The organism is Roseovarius sp. 217 (assembly GCF_000152845.1).
GTDB lineage: Bacteria > Pseudomonadota > Alphaproteobacteria > Rhodobacterales > Rhodobacteraceae > Roseovarius.
Map to the genome: position 1 here is coordinate 28114 of NZ_CH902584.1, position 16999 is coordinate 45112.

Annotated in this window: 13 protein-coding genes; 6 read left to right on the plus strand and 7 right to left on the minus strand. The window is 62.6% G+C overall.

Translation table 11 applies throughout. The features are described 5' to 3' along the window. The first annotated feature begins 42 nt into the window (after window positions 1-42). The 3 genes from ROS217_RS00175 to ROS217_RS00185 all read left to right on the plus strand — a co-directional run bounded on the left by ROS217_RS00175 (window position 43) and on the right by ROS217_RS00185 (window position 7896). A complete protein-coding gene (locus ROS217_RS00175) occupies window positions 43-795 on the plus strand; it encodes an SDR family NAD(P)-dependent oxidoreductase (protein ID WP_009815599.1) in 753 nt (250 codons plus the stop codon). 190 nt (window positions 796-985) lie between these two features. Beyond that, a complete protein-coding gene (locus ROS217_RS00180) occupies window positions 986-3238 on the plus strand; it encodes a Hint domain-containing protein (protein WP_009815600.1) in 2253 nt (750 codons plus the stop codon). A gap of 374 nt (window positions 3239-3612) precedes the next feature. Next, window positions 3613-7896, plus strand: a complete 4284-nt coding sequence (locus ROS217_RS00185; protein WP_009815601.1) for a Hint domain-containing protein — start codon at window positions 3613-3615, stop codon at window positions 7894-7896. A 32-nt stretch (window positions 7897-7928) separates the two neighbouring features. Here ROS217_RS00185 and ROS217_RS00190 read toward each other — a convergent pair whose 3' ends face one another. The 3 genes from ROS217_RS00190 to ROS217_RS00200 all read right to left on the minus strand — a co-directional run bounded on the left by ROS217_RS00190 (window position 7929) and on the right by ROS217_RS00200 (window position 10669). Beyond that, window positions 7929-8705 (minus strand): gamma-glutamyl-gamma-aminobutyrate hydrolase family protein, encoded by a 777-nt coding sequence (locus ROS217_RS00190; RefSeq protein ID WP_040650244.1) that lies wholly within the window; start codon window positions 8703-8705, stop codon window positions 7929-7931. Window positions 8706-8886: 181 nt separating this feature from the next. Then, window positions 8887-9081 (minus strand): DUF2256 domain-containing protein, encoded by a 195-nt coding sequence (locus tag ROS217_RS00195; protein ID WP_009815603.1) that lies wholly within the window; start codon window positions 9079-9081, stop codon window positions 8887-8889. Window position 9082: 1 nt separating this feature from the next. Continuing rightward, a complete protein-coding gene (locus ROS217_RS00200; RefSeq protein WP_009815604.1) occupies window positions 9083-10669 on the minus strand; it encodes an FAD-binding domain-containing protein in 1587 nt (528 codons plus the stop codon). On the opposite strand from ROS217_RS00200, the gene pepN reads away from it, so the two are divergent. Then, complete coding sequence (gene pepN, locus ROS217_RS00205; RefSeq protein WP_009815605.1) at window positions 10668-13220, plus strand: aminopeptidase N; 2553 nt, start codon at window positions 10668-10670, stop codon at window positions 13218-13220. The genes ROS217_RS00200 and pepN overlap by 2 nt on opposite strands. Before the next feature lie 63 nt (window positions 13221-13283). Here pepN and ROS217_RS00210 read toward each other — a convergent pair whose 3' ends face one another. Next, window positions 13284-13934 carry a transglycosylase SLT domain-containing protein gene (locus tag ROS217_RS00210; RefSeq protein ID WP_009815606.1) on the minus strand — a complete coding sequence of 217 codons (651 nt, stop codon included), beginning with the start codon at window positions 13932-13934 and terminating at the stop codon, window positions 13284-13286. Window positions 13935-14087: 153 nt separating this feature from the next. Between ROS217_RS00210 and ROS217_RS00215 the strand changes: the two genes are divergently transcribed. Next, entirely contained in the window at window positions 14088-15371 is a 1284-nt protein-coding gene (locus ROS217_RS00215; RefSeq protein ID WP_157046499.1) for a hypothetical protein, read from the plus strand. Window positions 15372-15383: 12 nt separating this feature from the next. Here the strand turns inward: ROS217_RS00215 and ROS217_RS00220 are convergent, their stop codons facing one another. After that, a complete protein-coding gene (locus ROS217_RS00220; protein WP_009815608.1) occupies window positions 15384-15752 on the minus strand; it encodes a hypothetical protein in 369 nt (122 codons plus the stop codon). Between the two features lie 46 nt (window positions 15753-15798). After that, entirely contained in the window at window positions 15799-16113 is a 315-nt protein-coding gene (locus ROS217_RS00225; protein WP_040650810.1) for an arsenate reductase family protein, read from the minus strand. 207 nt (window positions 16114-16320) lie between these two features. Between ROS217_RS00225 and ROS217_RS00230 the strand changes: the two genes are divergently transcribed. Continuing rightward, window positions 16321-16527 (plus strand): cold-shock protein, encoded by a 207-nt coding sequence (locus ROS217_RS00230; RefSeq protein ID WP_008280689.1) that lies wholly within the window; start codon window positions 16321-16323, stop codon window positions 16525-16527. Window positions 16528-16672: 145 nt separating this feature from the next. On the opposite strand, the gene ROS217_RS00235 is transcribed toward ROS217_RS00230, so the two are convergent. Further along, complete coding sequence (locus ROS217_RS00235; protein ID WP_009815611.1) at window positions 16673-16957, minus strand: hypothetical protein; 285 nt, start codon at window positions 16955-16957, stop codon at window positions 16673-16675. Window positions 16958-16999 lie beyond the last annotated feature (42 nt).

A 16999-nucleotide genomic window follows, 5' to 3' on the forward strand; every position in this document is an offset into this window, starting at 1 on the left:
AGCAAGAGCGGGTAGAGTAGCGTGAGATATGGCGGAGGCAAGATGACAATAGCGGGCAAGCACGCTTTGGTGACGGGGGGCGGCAGCGGCATTGGCCTCGCCATCGCCCGCGCGCTCGCCGGGGCGGGTGCTGAGGTGACGATCACCGGACGCCGTGCGGCGGTGTTGGACGAGGTGGCAGGCGCGGGCCTCTACCCGCTGTCCATGGATGTGACCCAAGAGCATGAGGTCGCAGCGGGCGTGGCCGCCGCGGTCAAGGCACGCGGCCCGGTGCAAATCTGCATCCCCAATGCCGGCATCGCCGAAGGCCGCGCCCTGCACAAGACGGATGCCGCATTCTGGCGGCAGATCATGGCCACCAATCTCGACGGCGCGTTTTATACGGTGCGCGACTGTCTGGGCGGCATGCGCCAGACCGATTGGGGGCGGGTGATCGCAATTTCCTCGATTGCAGGGATCAAGGGGCTCAAGGGGGCTGCGGCCTATAGCGCCAGCAAACACGGGATGATCGGCCTGATCCGCAGCTTGAGCGAGGATTATCTTGGCACAGGTCTGACCTTCAATGCGATTTGCCCCGGCTATGTGGACACCGAAATCATCAGCCGCAATGTCACCGCCATCTCCGCGCGCGCAGGCGTATCAGAGCAAGAGGCGCGCGCCATGATGGTCGAGGCCAACCGCCACAAGCGCCTGATTACCCCCGACGAGGTGGCGCAGGCGGTGCTCTGGCTCTGCGGTCCGGGATCATCGAGCATCAATGGCCAAGCGCTTGAAATCGCGGGCGGACAGGTCTGATCCATCCCCGGCCCTCTTGGCTTTTTCTTGGCTGAAGTACTCCGGGGGTCCGGGGGGCAGCGCCCCCTGCCTTGCGACACGTCGAACGCGTCCGAATTTGAACACACTCGTCTAAATTTCTCCTGAATCCGCGCCCATTGCCGCCGCAGACGCTGTGTATCCAGTTTGGAAACAACAGGGTGCCAATACAATGCCAACGACCTTCAACTGGATTTTTTTAGGCAACGAGCCGATAATTCTCGATCCGACCGAAGGCAACAGCAATGCCGAGAACGCAGGCCTGTTCGTCAACCGCACCTATGGCACCGCGATTGATCCGCTCTACCAGAACGTGACGCGCGTCACCACCATCGACAATGGTGGCGCGGCGGGCGCGCTGGATATGAACAATACCGCATCGAATGATCAATTCTCGACCGACATCGGCAGCGGCACGCAGACCTTTACCTTTGACGGCCTGTCCACATTCAACGCCACGCTGACCTATACCGATGGCACGACGGCATCGTTTCTTGCGATTCTGGTGCAGGACACCAATGGCAATCTCTTTCTGGCGCCGCCGCTCAATACCACGCCGGCGAATGCCGCGAATATCGCGGCCATGACCGCGCGCCCGATCGAGTCTGTCACCTTCAACTCGGTCAACACCTCCACCAATACCAATCTCGGGGCTGACCGGGCTGACATCGGCATTGATGATGGCATCGTGCAGGGCACCGGCGGCGCTGATCTCATCAACAGCGGCTATACCGAGCCGGTCGCCTCTGGCTCTGACCGGGTGGACAACAACGACGCACCGGGCGGCGGCAACGACGATGTCATCAACGCGGGCGCGGGCAATGACACCGTGCTGGCGGGGCTGGGCAACGATTCGGTCCAGGGCGGCACCGGCGCCGACAGTCTAAGCGGCGAGAGCGGCAATGACACGCTTTTGGGCGAGGGCGGCACCGATACGCTGATCGGTGGCGCGGGGGATGACAGCCTCGACGGCGGCACAGGCAATGACACGCTTTATGGCGATGGCGGCACTGCCGCACGCTGGAGCTATCAGGTCTATACCCGCGATTTCACATCGGCCAACGGGCAGGCGTTCGACATCGAGAGCGGCACGTTGGCTGGCTCTGGCACCTCTGCCGCGTTCGACGTCACAGGCCACGGCCAACAGGCGACAGGTCAGGGCGATCCGAACGATTACGGCGTCATCTATAGCTCGAACCTCATTGCCACGGCGGACGGGGTCTACCGCTTTGCCACCACCTCGGATGATGGCTCGACCGTTCGCATTCTGGACAGCAACGGCGATCCTGTCACCTTCACCAATCAGAACGGCACGACGGGATCGTTTCTCGACAACGATTTCCATCAGGGCGCGACGACCCGTTGGGGCGAGGTGACGCTTGAGGCGGGCCAGAGTTACACCATCGAGGTGCGCTACTGGGAAAACCTCGGCGGCAATGTGCTCTCGGGCACCGTGACCTTGCCGGGGGGGGCGGTGCAGGATCTGGCGACCAGCCCCTTGATCGTGGGTAGCGATAGCATTGCGGGCAATGATTACCTCGATGGTGGCGCGGGGGCGGACCTGCTCTTTGGCGAGGGCGGCACTGACACGCTGATCGCAGGCGAGAATGACACGCTATATGGCGGCGATGGCGATGACCTCTTTGTCATCGGCTCGCCCGCCGAGACCGGCACCGGCACGATCACCATCGTCGGTGGCGAAGGCAGCGAAACCGGCGGCGACACGCTCTTTCTGTCGCCCGAGGCGCGCAAGGCAGACATCACATTCTCCAACCCCGACGATGCGGCGGGTGGGCTCTCGGGCAGTTTCACCCTGACTGACGGCACGGTGGTGAATTTCTCCGAGATCGAGAACATCATCTGTTTCACCCCCGGCATCCGCCTTCTGACGCCCAACGGCGAGCGCAACGTAGAGACCTTGCGCGCCGGGGATTTGGTACTCACCCGCGATCACGGCCCGCAACCCGTCCGTTGGACCGGTCGCCGGACGGTGCCGGGACTTGACCGCTTTGCGCCGGTGCGCGTGGCCGCGCATGTGCTTGACGGGGCGCGCGCGCCGCTCCTGGTCTCGCCGCAGCACCGCTTTCTGTTTACCGGCTACAAGGCCGAGTTGCTCTTTGGCTGCGATGAGGTGTTGATTGCCGCCACGCATCTGGTGGATGGACAGGCCGTCACGCGGGTCGCACAGGCGGCGGTGACCTATATCCATATCATGTTCGACCAGCACGAGGTGATCTATGCCGAAGGCGCCGCAACCGAGAGCTTTCATGCAGGCGCTGTCGGACTTTCGGCCATTTCGGACCAGGCGCGCGAAGAGATGTTCGCGGTTTTTCCCGAGTTGCGCAGCAATCCCAACGCCTATGGCGACACCGCGCGGCCCTGCCTCAAGCGGCACGAGGCACGGCTTTTGCAACCCTGCGGATGAGATCCCTAAATTCTGCCAAACCCGTGCCGTTAAATAGTCTGACTCCAGACAAAGTTAGAGCAAGCCAGGCCATTAACAGAATTCCAAAGGGTTTTTCCTAAGATCAACGGGGTCATTTGGCGCCGGTCTGTGTGATGTGCGGAAAGTGAGGTGAAATGAAATACGCGGTAGAGACAGCAGTTGGAATGCAGCCCGCCACGGGCGGGCGTGAGGCATTTTGCGCCCGACAGTCCGACGTCAGAGCAGGTCCGCCTGAGACGACCGCCGGATGACAGGATGGCATCCGACCTGCCCACTCTTCCCGCCCGACTTGAAACGACCCCGCAGAGCGACACCGTCGCGCCCCGTCCCGACAGACAGCGAGCATCTTGACCATGGCTACGACATTTGACCTTTTCTACCTTGGGGTTGCACCGCAGATCGACACGGTCGAGGGAAATCTAACCTCCGAAAATCATACAGCCCTGAACGGACAGGTGTTCGGCAGCGCGCTCGCTCCGGTATCGAGCACTCTGACGTCGCTCTCTCCCGCAAAAACTCTTCTGGGTCTTGTCGACTCCTACACCGGCGGGGCCACGTCCAGCGCCTATGACTCGAACAATTTCTCGAGCAACGAACAATTCATCATCGGCGGCGTGACCTACACGCATGACGCGACGATGCGCTACACCAATTCGGTGATCACCTATACCGATGGCACCACGGCCATTGTCGAAGCCATTGTCATGCAGGACACCAATGGCAATCTCTATCTGATCCCGCCGCCCTCCGGGCCAAACACCTATTCTGCCGCGCTCGAGGCCAAGCCGATTCTTTCGGTGACCCTCGGCACCGCAGCGCCCGCGAACGGCACGGATGTCTTTGGCATGACCGCAGATCGGTATGATCTGACCCTGTCGGATTACATGGTCGAGGGAACGGCGGGCAATGATCTGATCAACGCCGCCTATCTGGGTGACCCCGAAGGCGACAGGATTGATGACACAGACAATCTGGCCGGGACCAATGACGACCTGGTCTTTGCCGGTGCCGGCAATGACACCGTGCGCGCGGGTGCGGGCAACGACACGGTTTACGGCGAGGACGGCAACGACCTGCTGGATGGCGGCGCGGGCAACGATTTGCTCCAAGGCGGCAACGGGAACGACACGCTGATCGGCGGTGCCGGGGCGGACACGATGATTGGCGGCGTCGGGCTTGACATCGTCGACTACTCCACCTCCGGCGCGGCGGTGACGGTCGATCTTGCGGCTGGCACCGCAACCGGGGGGGATGCCACAGGCGACGTTATCAATCAGGGCATTGATGGGATAATCGGCTCGGCCTATGACGACACGCTCATCGGCTCGGATGCCAGCAGCACCTCCGGGACGGACATCTACACCACCTATATTGATGGCGGCGCGGGCAACGATTTCATCGACGGGCGCAACGGCGGGGACAGCCTTCTTGGCGGCACCGGCAGTGACACGATCCTCGGCGGCGGTGGCAATGACCTGATCGACGGCGGCGCGGATGGCGACTGGCTCGACGGCGGCGATGGCACCGACACGATCTTTGGCGGCGCGGGCGATGACACGATTCTGGTCGCAGGCGACAATGACAGCATCTTTGGCGGCGATGGCGCCGATCTGATCCATGCCACGGCGCTCAATCTCTCGGGCATCAGAAACTTCACCGTCGACGGCGGCTCAGGCGGCGTTGACAATGACACGCTCGATCTCTCTGAGCTGATCGCCGACGGTTGGGTCATCACTGGCATGACCCAGAATGCCGAGAACAACGGCAATCCCGGATTCAGCGGCCAAATCCAGCTCACGCGCGGATTCGAAGGCGCGACCATCAACTATACCGATATCGAAAACCTGATTCTCACCAATTCCGATTACATCGTCGAAGGCACGGCAGGCGCGGATCTGATCGACGCCTCCTATGCCGGTGATCCCGAAGGGGACAAGATCGACAATCTCGACCACTCCGATGGCAGCAATGCGGATTCGGTGCTGGCGGGGGCTGGCAATGACACGATCGTCGCCGGGGCTGGCAATGATACCGTGCTGGGCGAGTCCGGGGCCGATGTCATCTTTGGTGGCGAAGGCGATGACTCGCTCTTCGGTGGGGCCGAAAATGACACCATCGCAGGCGACGCGGGCAACGATCACCTGTTCGGCGAAGGCGGCGACGATCGTTTCACCCTGCAAAACGGCTTTGGCGCGGATACCATCACCGGCGGCGAGACCGACGAGACGGCAGGCGACACGCTGGACCTCAGCGGCGTCACCGGGCCGCTCACGCTTAATCTGTCCAATGCCGTTTCCGAGAGCGGCACGGTCAGCGATGGCACCGCAACCGCCAGTTTCTCCGAAATCGAGAACATCCTTCTCGGGGCTGGCACTGATACGCTGGTGCTGGCCGATGGCTCGGGCAGCGACGCGGTCACCGGGTTCACGGCCCCCACCGACACTGGCAATGGCACCTATACCAGCGGCGATCTGCTGGATGTGTCGGGTCTGACCTCAGATGGCACCACCCCTGTCACCACGGCCGATGTGACCGTGACAGATACCAATGGCGACGGCACTGGCGATGCGATCCTGACCTTCCCGAACGGCGAGAACCTGACGCTGATCGGCGTGCCGATGACCGATGTCGACAGCACCGCCGCCCTCGTGGCGATGGGCATTCCCGACGCGCGTGATTTCGTGATTGAGGGCAGTGCCGGTGCCGACCTCATCAACGTCGATTACACCGGCGATCCCGAAGGCGACCGGGTGGACGCCGGGGATGCCGCCAACGGCTCTCAGGATGACGTGATCTTCGCGGGCGCGGGCAGTGACAGCATCGATTCCGGGCTTGGCAACGATCTGATCAATGCAGGCGCGGGCGATGACGAGATTTTCCTCGACGGCAGCCTGCAAAACGACACCATCATCGGCGGTGAAACCGAAGAGACCGTGAGCGAAGGCGACCGGATCAACTTTTCCGCCATTTCCGACGGGCTGCTGATCAACTTCACCGCACCTGGAACCGGCACCATCACCGATGGCACCTCTGTCACCGAGTTCTCGGAGATCGAGCGTTTTCAGATGGGCACTGGCGCGGATACGGTGATCGGCTCTGACGGGGTTGAGGAAATCATCGGCAACTACGGCGATGACAGCATTCTTGCAGGCGGCGGCAACGACACGATCTTTTCCGGCTTTGACAATGACTATGTCGATGGCGGCGCGGGCGATGACTCGATCCTCTCCTCCTCGGGGGCGGATACGGTCTCGGGCGGCGCGGGCAACGATCAGATTGACCTCGGGCCGGGCGACGGCGAAACCGATCTTTTGATCTTTTCGGATGGCGATGGCGCTGATGTGGTCTCTAGCTTTGAGATCCCCATCGACAACGGCGACGGCACCTTTACGGGCCGCGATCAGCTTGATGTGTCGAACCTCACGGACGCGGCGGGCAACCCGGTCAACGTTGCAGATGTCACGGTCGGCAGCGATGGCAGCGGCAATGCCGTCCTCAGCTTTCCGAATGGCGAGAGCATCACCTTGGTCGGGGTCGATCCCGCCTCGGTGTCTAGCCACGATGCATTGGCCGCCATGGGCATTTTCCAGCCCGATTACATCGTGCAGGGCACGGCTGGCGATGATGTGATCGACGCAAGCTATAGCGGCGACCCCCAAGGCGACCAGATCGACAATGCCGACAGTCGCAACAATGACAACGCCGATGTGATCGACGCAGGCGCGGGCAATGACGTGATCATGGCCGGACTTGGGGCTGACACCATCTTTGGCGGCGCAGGCAATGACACGGTGTCTGTGGGTCAAGGCGACAGCGTCCAAGGTGGCGATGGCGACGATTTCTTTACCCTGACCGATACCGGCGAGACTGAGACCGGCGCAATTTCGATCCTTGGCGGCGAAGGCGACGAGACCATAGGCGATACGCTCTGGCTGGGCGAGACCGCGAAGAAATCCGATATCACCTTCTCCAATTCGGATGATGCGACGGGCGGGCTCTCGGGCAGCTTTGCGATGGTCAATGGCACGGTCGTGACCTTCTCCGAGATCGAGAACATCATCTGCTTTACCCCCGGTGCGCGGATCCTCACCCAATGGGGGGAGCGTCCGGTCGAGAGCCTGCGCTTGGGCGATATGGTGGTGACACGCGACCACGGGTTGCAACCGGTGCGATGGGTGGGCAAACGCACGGTGGCCGGTCTGGGCGATTTCGCCCCCATTTCCGTCGCCTCCAGCGTGATGGGCGGGCGAGACGCGCTCTTGGTCTCGCCGCAACACCGGCTGCTCTTTACCGGCTATCAGGCCGAATTGCTCTTTGGCGAGAGCGAGGTTCTGATTGCGGCCAAGCATATGGTGAACGGGCGTGATGTGACGGTCAGCCCCTGCGACGAGGTGACCTATATCCACGTCATGTTCGATCGCCACGAGATCATCTTTGCCGATGGCCTCGGCACCGAGAGCTTTTATGCCGGGGACATGGCGCTGAGCGCCGTCGATGCTGCCGCGCGTGAAGAGCTGTTCGACATCTTTCCGGAATTGCGCAGCGCACCGGGTCAGCACCGCGACACCGTGCGCCCCTGCCTGCGCCGTCACGAGGCGCAGCTTTTGTGTGGCTTGGGCGAACGAGAGGTGGCCTGAGCCCGCTCAGGTCGACGATTCAGGCCGCCTATTCAGGCCGAACGGCGCAGCGGGGCCGTGTGCCCCGCGGCCCAGGCCCGCACCGCATCGCCAAAGGCGGTAAAGAGCGGGCGACTGACCGGATCATGCGCGGCATTGTATTCGGGATGCCATTGCACCGACAGGGTAAAGCCCGGCGCGCCATCGATATAGAGCGCCTCGGGCGTTTCATCCAGCGCCCACCCGTCGATCACCACCCCTGCACCGGCGCGCAGGATGCCCTGACCGTGCAGTGTGTTGGTCATCACTTCCTCGGCCCCCATCAGCCGGTGAAACACCCCGCCCGGCGCAAACCGCACCTTGTGGCGCAGCGCGAATTGCTCGTCCATCGTGCCCTCGGGGGGCATGCGGTGATTGTCGCGCCCCGGCAGATCGCGGATTTCAGGATGCAGCGTGCCACCCATGGCGACATTCATCTCTTGAAACCCGCGGCAAATGCCAAGGATCGGTTGCCCCCGCTCGATACAGGCACGCGCCAGCGGCAAGGTGATCGCATCGCGGGCACGATCGAATGCGCCATGCGCTTCGGTTGCAGCCTCACCATATTCCTCGGGATGCACATTGGGTCGCCCGCCCGTCAGCAGAAATCCATCACAGATCTCCATCAATTCTGCCACCGAAACATAGCGCGGGTCTGCCGGGATGATCAGCGGCATACAGCCCGCCACATCGGCCATCGCAGAGGAATTGATCGTGCCGCCCGCATGGGTCGGATAGCGATTGTCGATCTGATATTGGTTGGCGATGACACCAACGACCGGGCGTTTCATTTTCGTCTTTCTGGGTTGCGCCACACTTTCATTCATTTGCCTAAATTATAGTGCGAAATGGAATAACAAAACATCAATTCCCGCACATATTTCCGTGCGATGATGCGGATTTGCCCAAAAACCCTGCACCGTTTGTTGATCTTTCGGCGGCAAACTGGCCGCTGTGGGCGGGGCTACCCCGTCACCGGTCAAACGCATCCCGACCGGCCGGGTTCTCCCCGTCCACACCAGCCGTCTTGCGGCTGCGCCGACAGCGTTCGCTGCAATGGCGCACCTCGTCCCAGACGCGCGCCCATTTGCGCCGCCATTCCATCGGCCGCCCACAGGTGGCGCAGGTCTTGACCGGCAGATCGAATTTTCGACGCGCGCGCGGCATATCAGAGATCCAAACGCAATTGCGCCGTCGCCGCCTTGGGCTTGGCCCGCCTTGGGCGTTTGCGGCTGGCATGGCGGGTCACGATCCGCGCTGTCTCTGCATCGCCGCGATGCGCCCGCCGACAGGCCCAGACCGCCTCACGCGCCACCCGCGCCGCCTCGACCGGATCGACAATCGGCGCAGGGTATCCCCGCCCCAACAGCGCCTCCGCCTCTGACCACGCCCACGGGCGTTGCAAATAGGCATCCGGCACATGTGCCAATTCCGGTAGCCAGCGGCGGGTAAACTCTCCACTCGGGTCCTGATCCAGCCCCTGTTTCACCGGGTTGTAAATCCGGATCGTATTCATCCCCGTGGTGCCCGATTGCATCTGCACCTGTGGCCAGTGAATCCCCGGCTCGTAATCCGTAAAGGCCCGCGCCAGAACCGGCCCGGTGCTGCGCCAATCCAGCCACAGGTGATAGGACGCCACCGCCATCAGCATCGAACGCATGCGGAAATTGAGCCAGCCCGTCGCCCGCAGCGACCGCATGCAGGCATCGACAAAGGGCAGGCCCGTCTCCCCCTTCGACCACGCCGCCAGCCGTACGGCATCGGCCACGCGCGGACGCAGCCCTTCATAGGCCGGGTGCAGGCAGCGGCGCTCGATCTCCGGCTCATCTTCCAGCTTTTGCATGAAATGATCCCGCCATGCCAATCGCGCCTGAAACGACCGCATCGAGCGCGCCCAATCCGGCCCCCGCCCGGTGGGGGCCGCTGCCCCCGCCTGCACCGCCTCGCGCAGCGACAGCGTGCCAAAGGCCAGATGCGGGCTGATCCGCGAACAGGCCCGCGCGCCGTGCAAGGGCGACGACATCGCCCGCTGATAGCTCTCGCCGCGTGTGCTCACGAACGAGGTAAGCGCCCGTACCCCGGCACCGCGCCCACCCTTTTGCCGCAGCGGGCAAGCCTCCATCAGCCCCAAAGCCTCGGGGCTTGGCAGGTCATCACTGGCCACGGCCGCCCCTCGGGCACCCTGCACCGCCCCTAGCACCGGCGCGCGCATGACCCTATCGCGCGCGCCCTGCCAGGCATCGCGACTGCTCAGCCGCCGCACCACGCCCGATTGCGGCATCTCGTGCCAGCGCACCCCCTGCCCCCGCGCCCACTCCGCCACCTTCCGGTCGCGCGCATAACTCCAGAGATTGCCGGTTTCCTCATGGCTCACCAGATGCGCCACGCCCTGATCGGCGCGCAGCGCCTCGAGCACCGTCACCGCATCGCCCACCCGCAAGACGAGCGACAGTCCCAGCGCCGCCAGATCCGAGCGCAGGCTCTCCAGACACTCGCAAATAAACGCATACTGCCGCTCTGAGGCATCGGGCTCTGCCCATGCCTCCGGCTCGACGATATAAAGCGGAATGATCGGCCCCAACCGCGCGGCATGGCTCAGCGCCGGATGATCCTGCACCCGCAAATCGCGCTTGAACCAGAGAATGACCGGGCGTTCCATGCCACAGGAAATAGCGGTGGACCGCCCGAAGGAAAGCCCATTGCAGCCCCCTTGCCCAACGCCTACCTTCGCGCCAAAGCCAAAGGAGAGCGCCATGAAAGATGCAGCCCCGCAGCCCGTTTATCTCGAGGATTACACACCCCCTGCCTATCTGGTGGACGCGGTGCATCTGACCTTCAGGCTTGCGCCCAAAACCACCCGCGTCCTCAGCCGCATCGAATTTCGCCCCAATCCAGAGGCCACGTCGCGCGATTTTTTCCTGCATGGCGAGGCGCTTACCCTCATCTCCGCCCACATCAACGGGGCAGAAATCACACCAGAGCTGACAGCCCAAGGCCTCCGCGCCCAAGTGCCCGACGCGCCTTTTGTGTTCGAGGCCGAGGTCGAGATTGACCCCGAAGGCAACACCGCCCTCGAAGGGCTATACATGTCGAACGCCATGTATTGCACCCAATGCGAGGCCGAGGGCTTTCGCAAGATCACCTATTACCCCGACCGCCCCGATGTCATGAGCATTTTCACCGTGCGCATCGAAGGCGACGCGCCGGTCATGCTCTCCAACGGCAACCTGACCGACAGCGGTGCAGGCTGGGCAGAATGGCACGATCCATGGCCGAAACCGTCCTATCTCTTTGCGCTCGTCGCAGGCGACCTGGTGGCGCATCCCGATACCTTCACCACCCGCTCTGGCCGCGAGGTCGCCCTCAACATCTGGGTGCGGCCAGGGGATGAGGACAAATGCGCCTTTGGCATGGAGGCGCTCAAGAAATCGATGGCTTGGGATGAAGAGGTCTACGGGCGCGAATATGACCTCGATCTCTTCAATATCGTCGCCGTGGACGATTTCAACATGGGCGCGATGGAGAACAAGGGTTTGAACATCTTCAACTCCTCTTGCGTCTTATCCACTGCAGAGACCGCCACAGATGCCAATTTCGAACGTATCGAGGCGATTGTCGCACATGAGTATTTCCACAACTGGACCGGCAACCGCATCACCTGCCGCGACTGGTTCCAGCTCTGCCTCAAAGAGGGGTTGACGGTCTATCGCGACAGTCAGTTCACCTCTGACCTGCGCTCCGCCCCGGTCAAACGCATCTCGGATGTGATCGCCCTGCGCGCCCGCCAGTTCCGCGAGGATAACGGTCCGCTGGCGCATCCTGTGCGCCCTGAAAGCTTCATTGAAATCAACAACTTCTACACCGCAACCGTCTATGAAAAAGGTGCCGAACTGATCGGTATGCTCAAACGCCTCGTGGGCGATGCGGCCTATAAGGAGACGCTCGATCTCTACTTCACCCGCCATGACGGACAGGCCTGCACCATCGAGGACTGGTTACAAGTCTTCGAGGATGTCACAGGCCGCGACCTGAGCCAATTCAAGCGCTGGTATTCCGAGGCGGGCACGCCGCGCCTGCGCGTTACCGAAGAGTTCAACAATGGCCGCTACACGCTTCATTTCGAACAGAAAACCCCGCCCACACCGGGACAGGAGGAAAAACACCCCCGCGTGATCCCGATTGCCGTGGGCCTGCTCGGCCCCAATGGCGACGAGGTGCAGGCAACCTGCGTGCTGGAAATGACGCAGCCCCGCCAGAGCTTCAGCTTCGATGGATTAGCATCGCGCCCGATCCCCTCGATCCTGCGCGATTTTTCCGCCCCGGTGATCCTGGAGCGTGAGAGCAGCAATCAAGAGCGCGCCTTTCTTCTGGCGCATGACACCGACCCGTTCAACAAATGGGAGGCCGGACGCGCCTTGGCCCGCGCAGGCCTCATCGCCATGATCACCGAGGGCGCGGCCCCCGATGCCGCCTATCTCGATGCGATTGCCCGCGTGGCGCGCGACGACACACTCGATCCCGCCTTCCGCGCGCTGGCCCTCGGCCTGCCCTCCGAGGATGATCTTGCACAGGCGCTCTTTGACGCGGGGCACACGCCTGACCCGCAAGCGATCTGGCAGGCGATTGAGACCCTGCGCGACGCCCGCGCCGTGGCGCTCGAAAGCATCGCACAGGATCTCTACACCCGCCATCAGGTCACAGCGCCCTACCGGCCCGACCCCGATCAGGTGGGCGCGCGGGCGCTGGCCAATGCGGCGCTGGCGATGCTCAGCCGCCGGGATGGCGGGGCCCGCGCGCAGGCGCAATATGACGCCGCCGACAACATGACGCAGCAATTGGCAGCGTGGTCCTGCCTGTTGCAGGCGGGGGCCGGCGACCGCGCCACCGGGGCCTTTTATACCCAGTGGAAACACGACCGGCTGGTGATCGACAAATGGTTCAGCCTGCAAATCATGCAGGCCGCACCAGAGCACGCGGCAGAGGTGGCCGAGCGGTTGACGCGCCATCCCGATTTCACGCTGCGCAACCCAAACCGTTTCCGCGCCACGCTTGGCGCGCTCAGCAGTTCGCCCGCAGGCTTTCACCACGCCTCGGGGCGCGGCTATCGCCTGCTGGCGGATATGCTCATCCGGCTCGATCCACTCAACCCTCAGACCACGGCGCGGATGTGCTCGGCCTTCGAGACATGGCGCCGCTACGATCCGGTGCGTCAGGGCATGATCGCGGCAGAACTCGACCGCATCCTCGCCACCCCGGATCTCAGCCGCGACACGACCGAGATGGTCGGGCGAATACGGGGGGATTGAGAGGCGGCATTGCCCCCGCGTCTTGTTCGGCGCGGGGCGCTGAGCCTCAAGCCACCGCGCGCCCTAGTCCTCGACCTGCGCCACCCTTACCGGCCGCGCTCTTGGCCGTACCGAAGACAGCGGCTTGCAATAGGTCTGCGCCCGCGTCCAGCGCTGCATATCCTCACGCATCTTCACATTGCTCAGCGGTCCCCAATCGGCCGCCACCCCGCGCCGCCCCTCAGAGACGACACCGTCGCGCAGCACCGTATGCGCCATGATCCGGATCGCACAGCTTAGGTTGTCTGGCCCGTTGCGTAATGCCTCGCCACTGCCCGCCCGGCATTTATAGCCCCGCGCCGTCGCGGGCAGGATCTGCAACAGCCCGTGCCACCGCCCACCGCCTCCGACAGCTTTGGGATTATAGGTGCTTTCATACTTGGCGAGCGTTGACAGAAAGCCCACCCAAAAGGCGCGGCGGCGGGTCTCGCCGCCCGTGGCATAGGCGGGGCACCAACTGGCAATATCACGCGGCACAGTCCGCACCAACGGGGCGCCATGCGCCTTCAGCGCCGAGAGCGCGCTGCGCGTCAAGAGCGGCGCGTCGCTGCGATGCTCCCAGCGCGTGCGCGGAATATTGCCATCGCGGACAGGCGGAGCGAGCGGAACAAACCCGGAAACTCCCTCCTGAGCGACGCTCGGAAGAGAGAAAAACACAATGAAAACAATCGTCATAATTCTCTTCATCCGGCAATTTTGGCGTAAAGCGGATGACATGGCAATGTCCCCATGCCGCTCCCTCATATTCCCCGCCTTCACCCAAGCATTGCCCTTATTTGGTCGAAATCCAAAGGCAGATTCAGGGATAACATGCGAACCGGAGTCATCATGCCGTTTGAACCAATTGCCAAGCCAGAACCAAGCGAGCCCACCCAGCGCAAGCGGCGGTCACAGGCAGCAGGACGCTGGCCCGATCTCTTGGGACTTTTGCGGCGCAAGCCCGACACAGACCTCGACAGGCTGTCCAAACGAATCCTGCTTCCCTCCCTGCCCGTGACGGATGAGGAAATGGCCCGCGCCATGCATCAGGACCGGGGGCAAAAGCTCGCCCGCCAAGAAATGTGGCCGGAACTGGCGCAGGTGATCGAATATACCGATGCCGCGCGCCTGCGCACCCCCGGCGGCGAGAACGCGACAACGCTTCTGGCCGTGGGCGCGCGCGCCGATGTGGTGTCCGCCGCCGAGGACGCGCTGCATGACGGGGCAGAACCGGACCCCTTCGGCATCGACGCGCTCGAAGAAATGCAGTCAGACTGTTCCGACAGCTACCCCTGTGCCCTGATCGTGGCGCTGGCGCATATCGACATCGGCTGGGCGTGGCGCGCCACCGCGACCGACCGCACCCGCGCGGCGCATGAATTGCGCTTTCTCGAACATTTCAAACGCGCCGAAGATATGCTTGCGCCCTTCGACGGGGTTGATCTCGATGCGCCCTCCCTGGCCGCCGCGCAATGCGCGCTTCTGGCGGCGCGGCGACAGCCCCGGATGCGCGTGGCGGACGATTACGAGCGTCTGATCGACCTTGATCCCGACAGCCCGCGCCACATGCGCGCCCTTGGCGAGGCGCTCTTGCCCGCGCGCTATGGCAGTTACGAGATGCTCGATCTCGAAGCGCGGCGCACGGCCTCACGCACCGGCGAGATTTGGGGCGCTGGGGCCTATGCGTGGGTCTATCTTGACGCTCTGGCGCTTGATCCCGATGCGATGGCCCGCTTGGACGCGGATTTCTTTGTGGACGGGCTGCGCGACATCGTGGCGCGGCGTCGCGATCAGCATGTGATCAACCAGCTTTCGGCCTTTTGCGGCATCGTCATGGCCCCCAAGACCGGCAAACAGCGCGTCTCAGCCCCACAAGAGGCCGCGCGCCGCCGCATTCACGACTGTCTGGATTGGCTTCTGGAGAACCATTTGCAGGAATTGCATCCGCTCATCTGGTCGCAAACCCTGCTCAGCCCCGGCCTGACACCGTCGCTGCCCTCGCGCCGCGCGCTGGTTCTCAAGGGCCGTCAAACCGCTCTGCGCATCATCGCCCAATGCTTTGAAGAGGACATCGCGGACGGCAGTTCCATCGCCTTTTCCAGCTCCGGCATGTACCGCTTGCCCGCACTCTGAGAGCAGACGCGCTCAGAAATGCGCCTTTGGCTCATCCGGTTTGCCCGCCGCGATGGCCAGAATCCCGGCCAAGCCGGTAAAGCCCAGCGGGAACATGGTAAAGACATTGAAGCCAAAGGCGTAATACATCAGCCCCGCCGACACGAGCAGCAACAGCCCACCCCATAGCGCACGCATCTTGGCCATCGCCCCCCCGGCAATCGCCAAAAGTGGCGCCAGAAAGCTCGCGGTGCGGATCAGCGCCGGATCATGCACCTGATAGAACAATCCGTCCACCTCGCCGACCCGGTTGATCACCTCGGTATAGCCATAGCTGAAAAACCCGACCAGCACCGCCAGACAGCCGCCGATTACCCCCAACACCATTGCCGCACTGCGCATTCACCTGCCTCCTTAACCTCGCCCCGATATAGGCGGTCACGCCGCCTTAACCAAGGAGCGCCTTCTGTGTCTCCTTGCTCCAGCCCAGATAGAGCGTGCCGTCATCGTCAATCAACGGGCGTTTCATCAACGCCGGATACTCGGCCAAGACTGTGAGAGTATCGCGCGCCCGCTCGTCTTCGCTCAGCCCCCGCCACGTCGTTGACTGACGATTCACCAGCGCATCCCCAAACTGCGCCAGCGCCGCCTCTGCCACATCCTTGGGCAAGCCTTGCGCCCGGACATCGTGAAACGTCACGTTTTCAAGCGCTTTCAATGCCTTGCGGCAGGTATCACAGGTTTTCAATCCGTAGAGGATCATCGCACAGTCCTTCATTTTTGCGTCATTATCGGTCAAAACCCCGCCCGTTATGGAGTTTTGCTTGATTTTTACAATGGCGATGCAATCATCGTCCTCGTAACGATGGGCATTCAGATTCCGCCTTTGCAACGCTTGGCCGGTCCCTGAGGGTCCGGAGTCACATGGCCCGGCATATTCCCGGGGAAGCGACGCAAAAGGAGAAGCGGAATGCCAACCGGCACCGTGAAATGGTTTAACACCACCAAAGGTTATGGATTCATCGCCCCTGATGGCGGCGGCAAGGATGTGTTTGTGCATATCTCTGCGGTCGAACGTTCGGGGCTGACAGGGCTCGCAGACAATCAAAAGGTCGGTTTCGAGCTTCAGGAAGGGCGCGACGGGCGGCAAATGGCATCTGATCTGCGGCTGCTTTAACGCATGTGACATCCTTTTGCAGTCCGGTGGGGTGCCGTGCCAGCGGTCCCAAACCCGATGCAGCCAGAACGGTCAAGAAAACAAAACAGGGCGCGCCGAGGCCCGCCCTGTTTGGTAACTTTTTCTGCAACAGGCCTTTCAGGCCTCAGTAACAGCCCTTCGCCCCTTCTGGGCAATTGAGATGCGACGTGGCGCTATAGGTTTGATGCCGGACCTTGGTCACAGGATGGCGCAGCGCCTGTTGATAGCTCTGCGTCTGATTGGGTTGACCGCAACAGATCACGCCGCTGATCGTTACCGGCTGCAATCCGGCAGGGCAATAATTGGCTTGGGACTCATAGGCATAGACCTTGGCACTCTGCGCCATGGCCGGCGCGGCCAGTCCCGCAAGCGTCAGAGCTGAGATGATGGATTTCGTGGAATTACGCATCGTAACCTCTTGGGCAAACCGTGGAACATACTCCGGCAACCG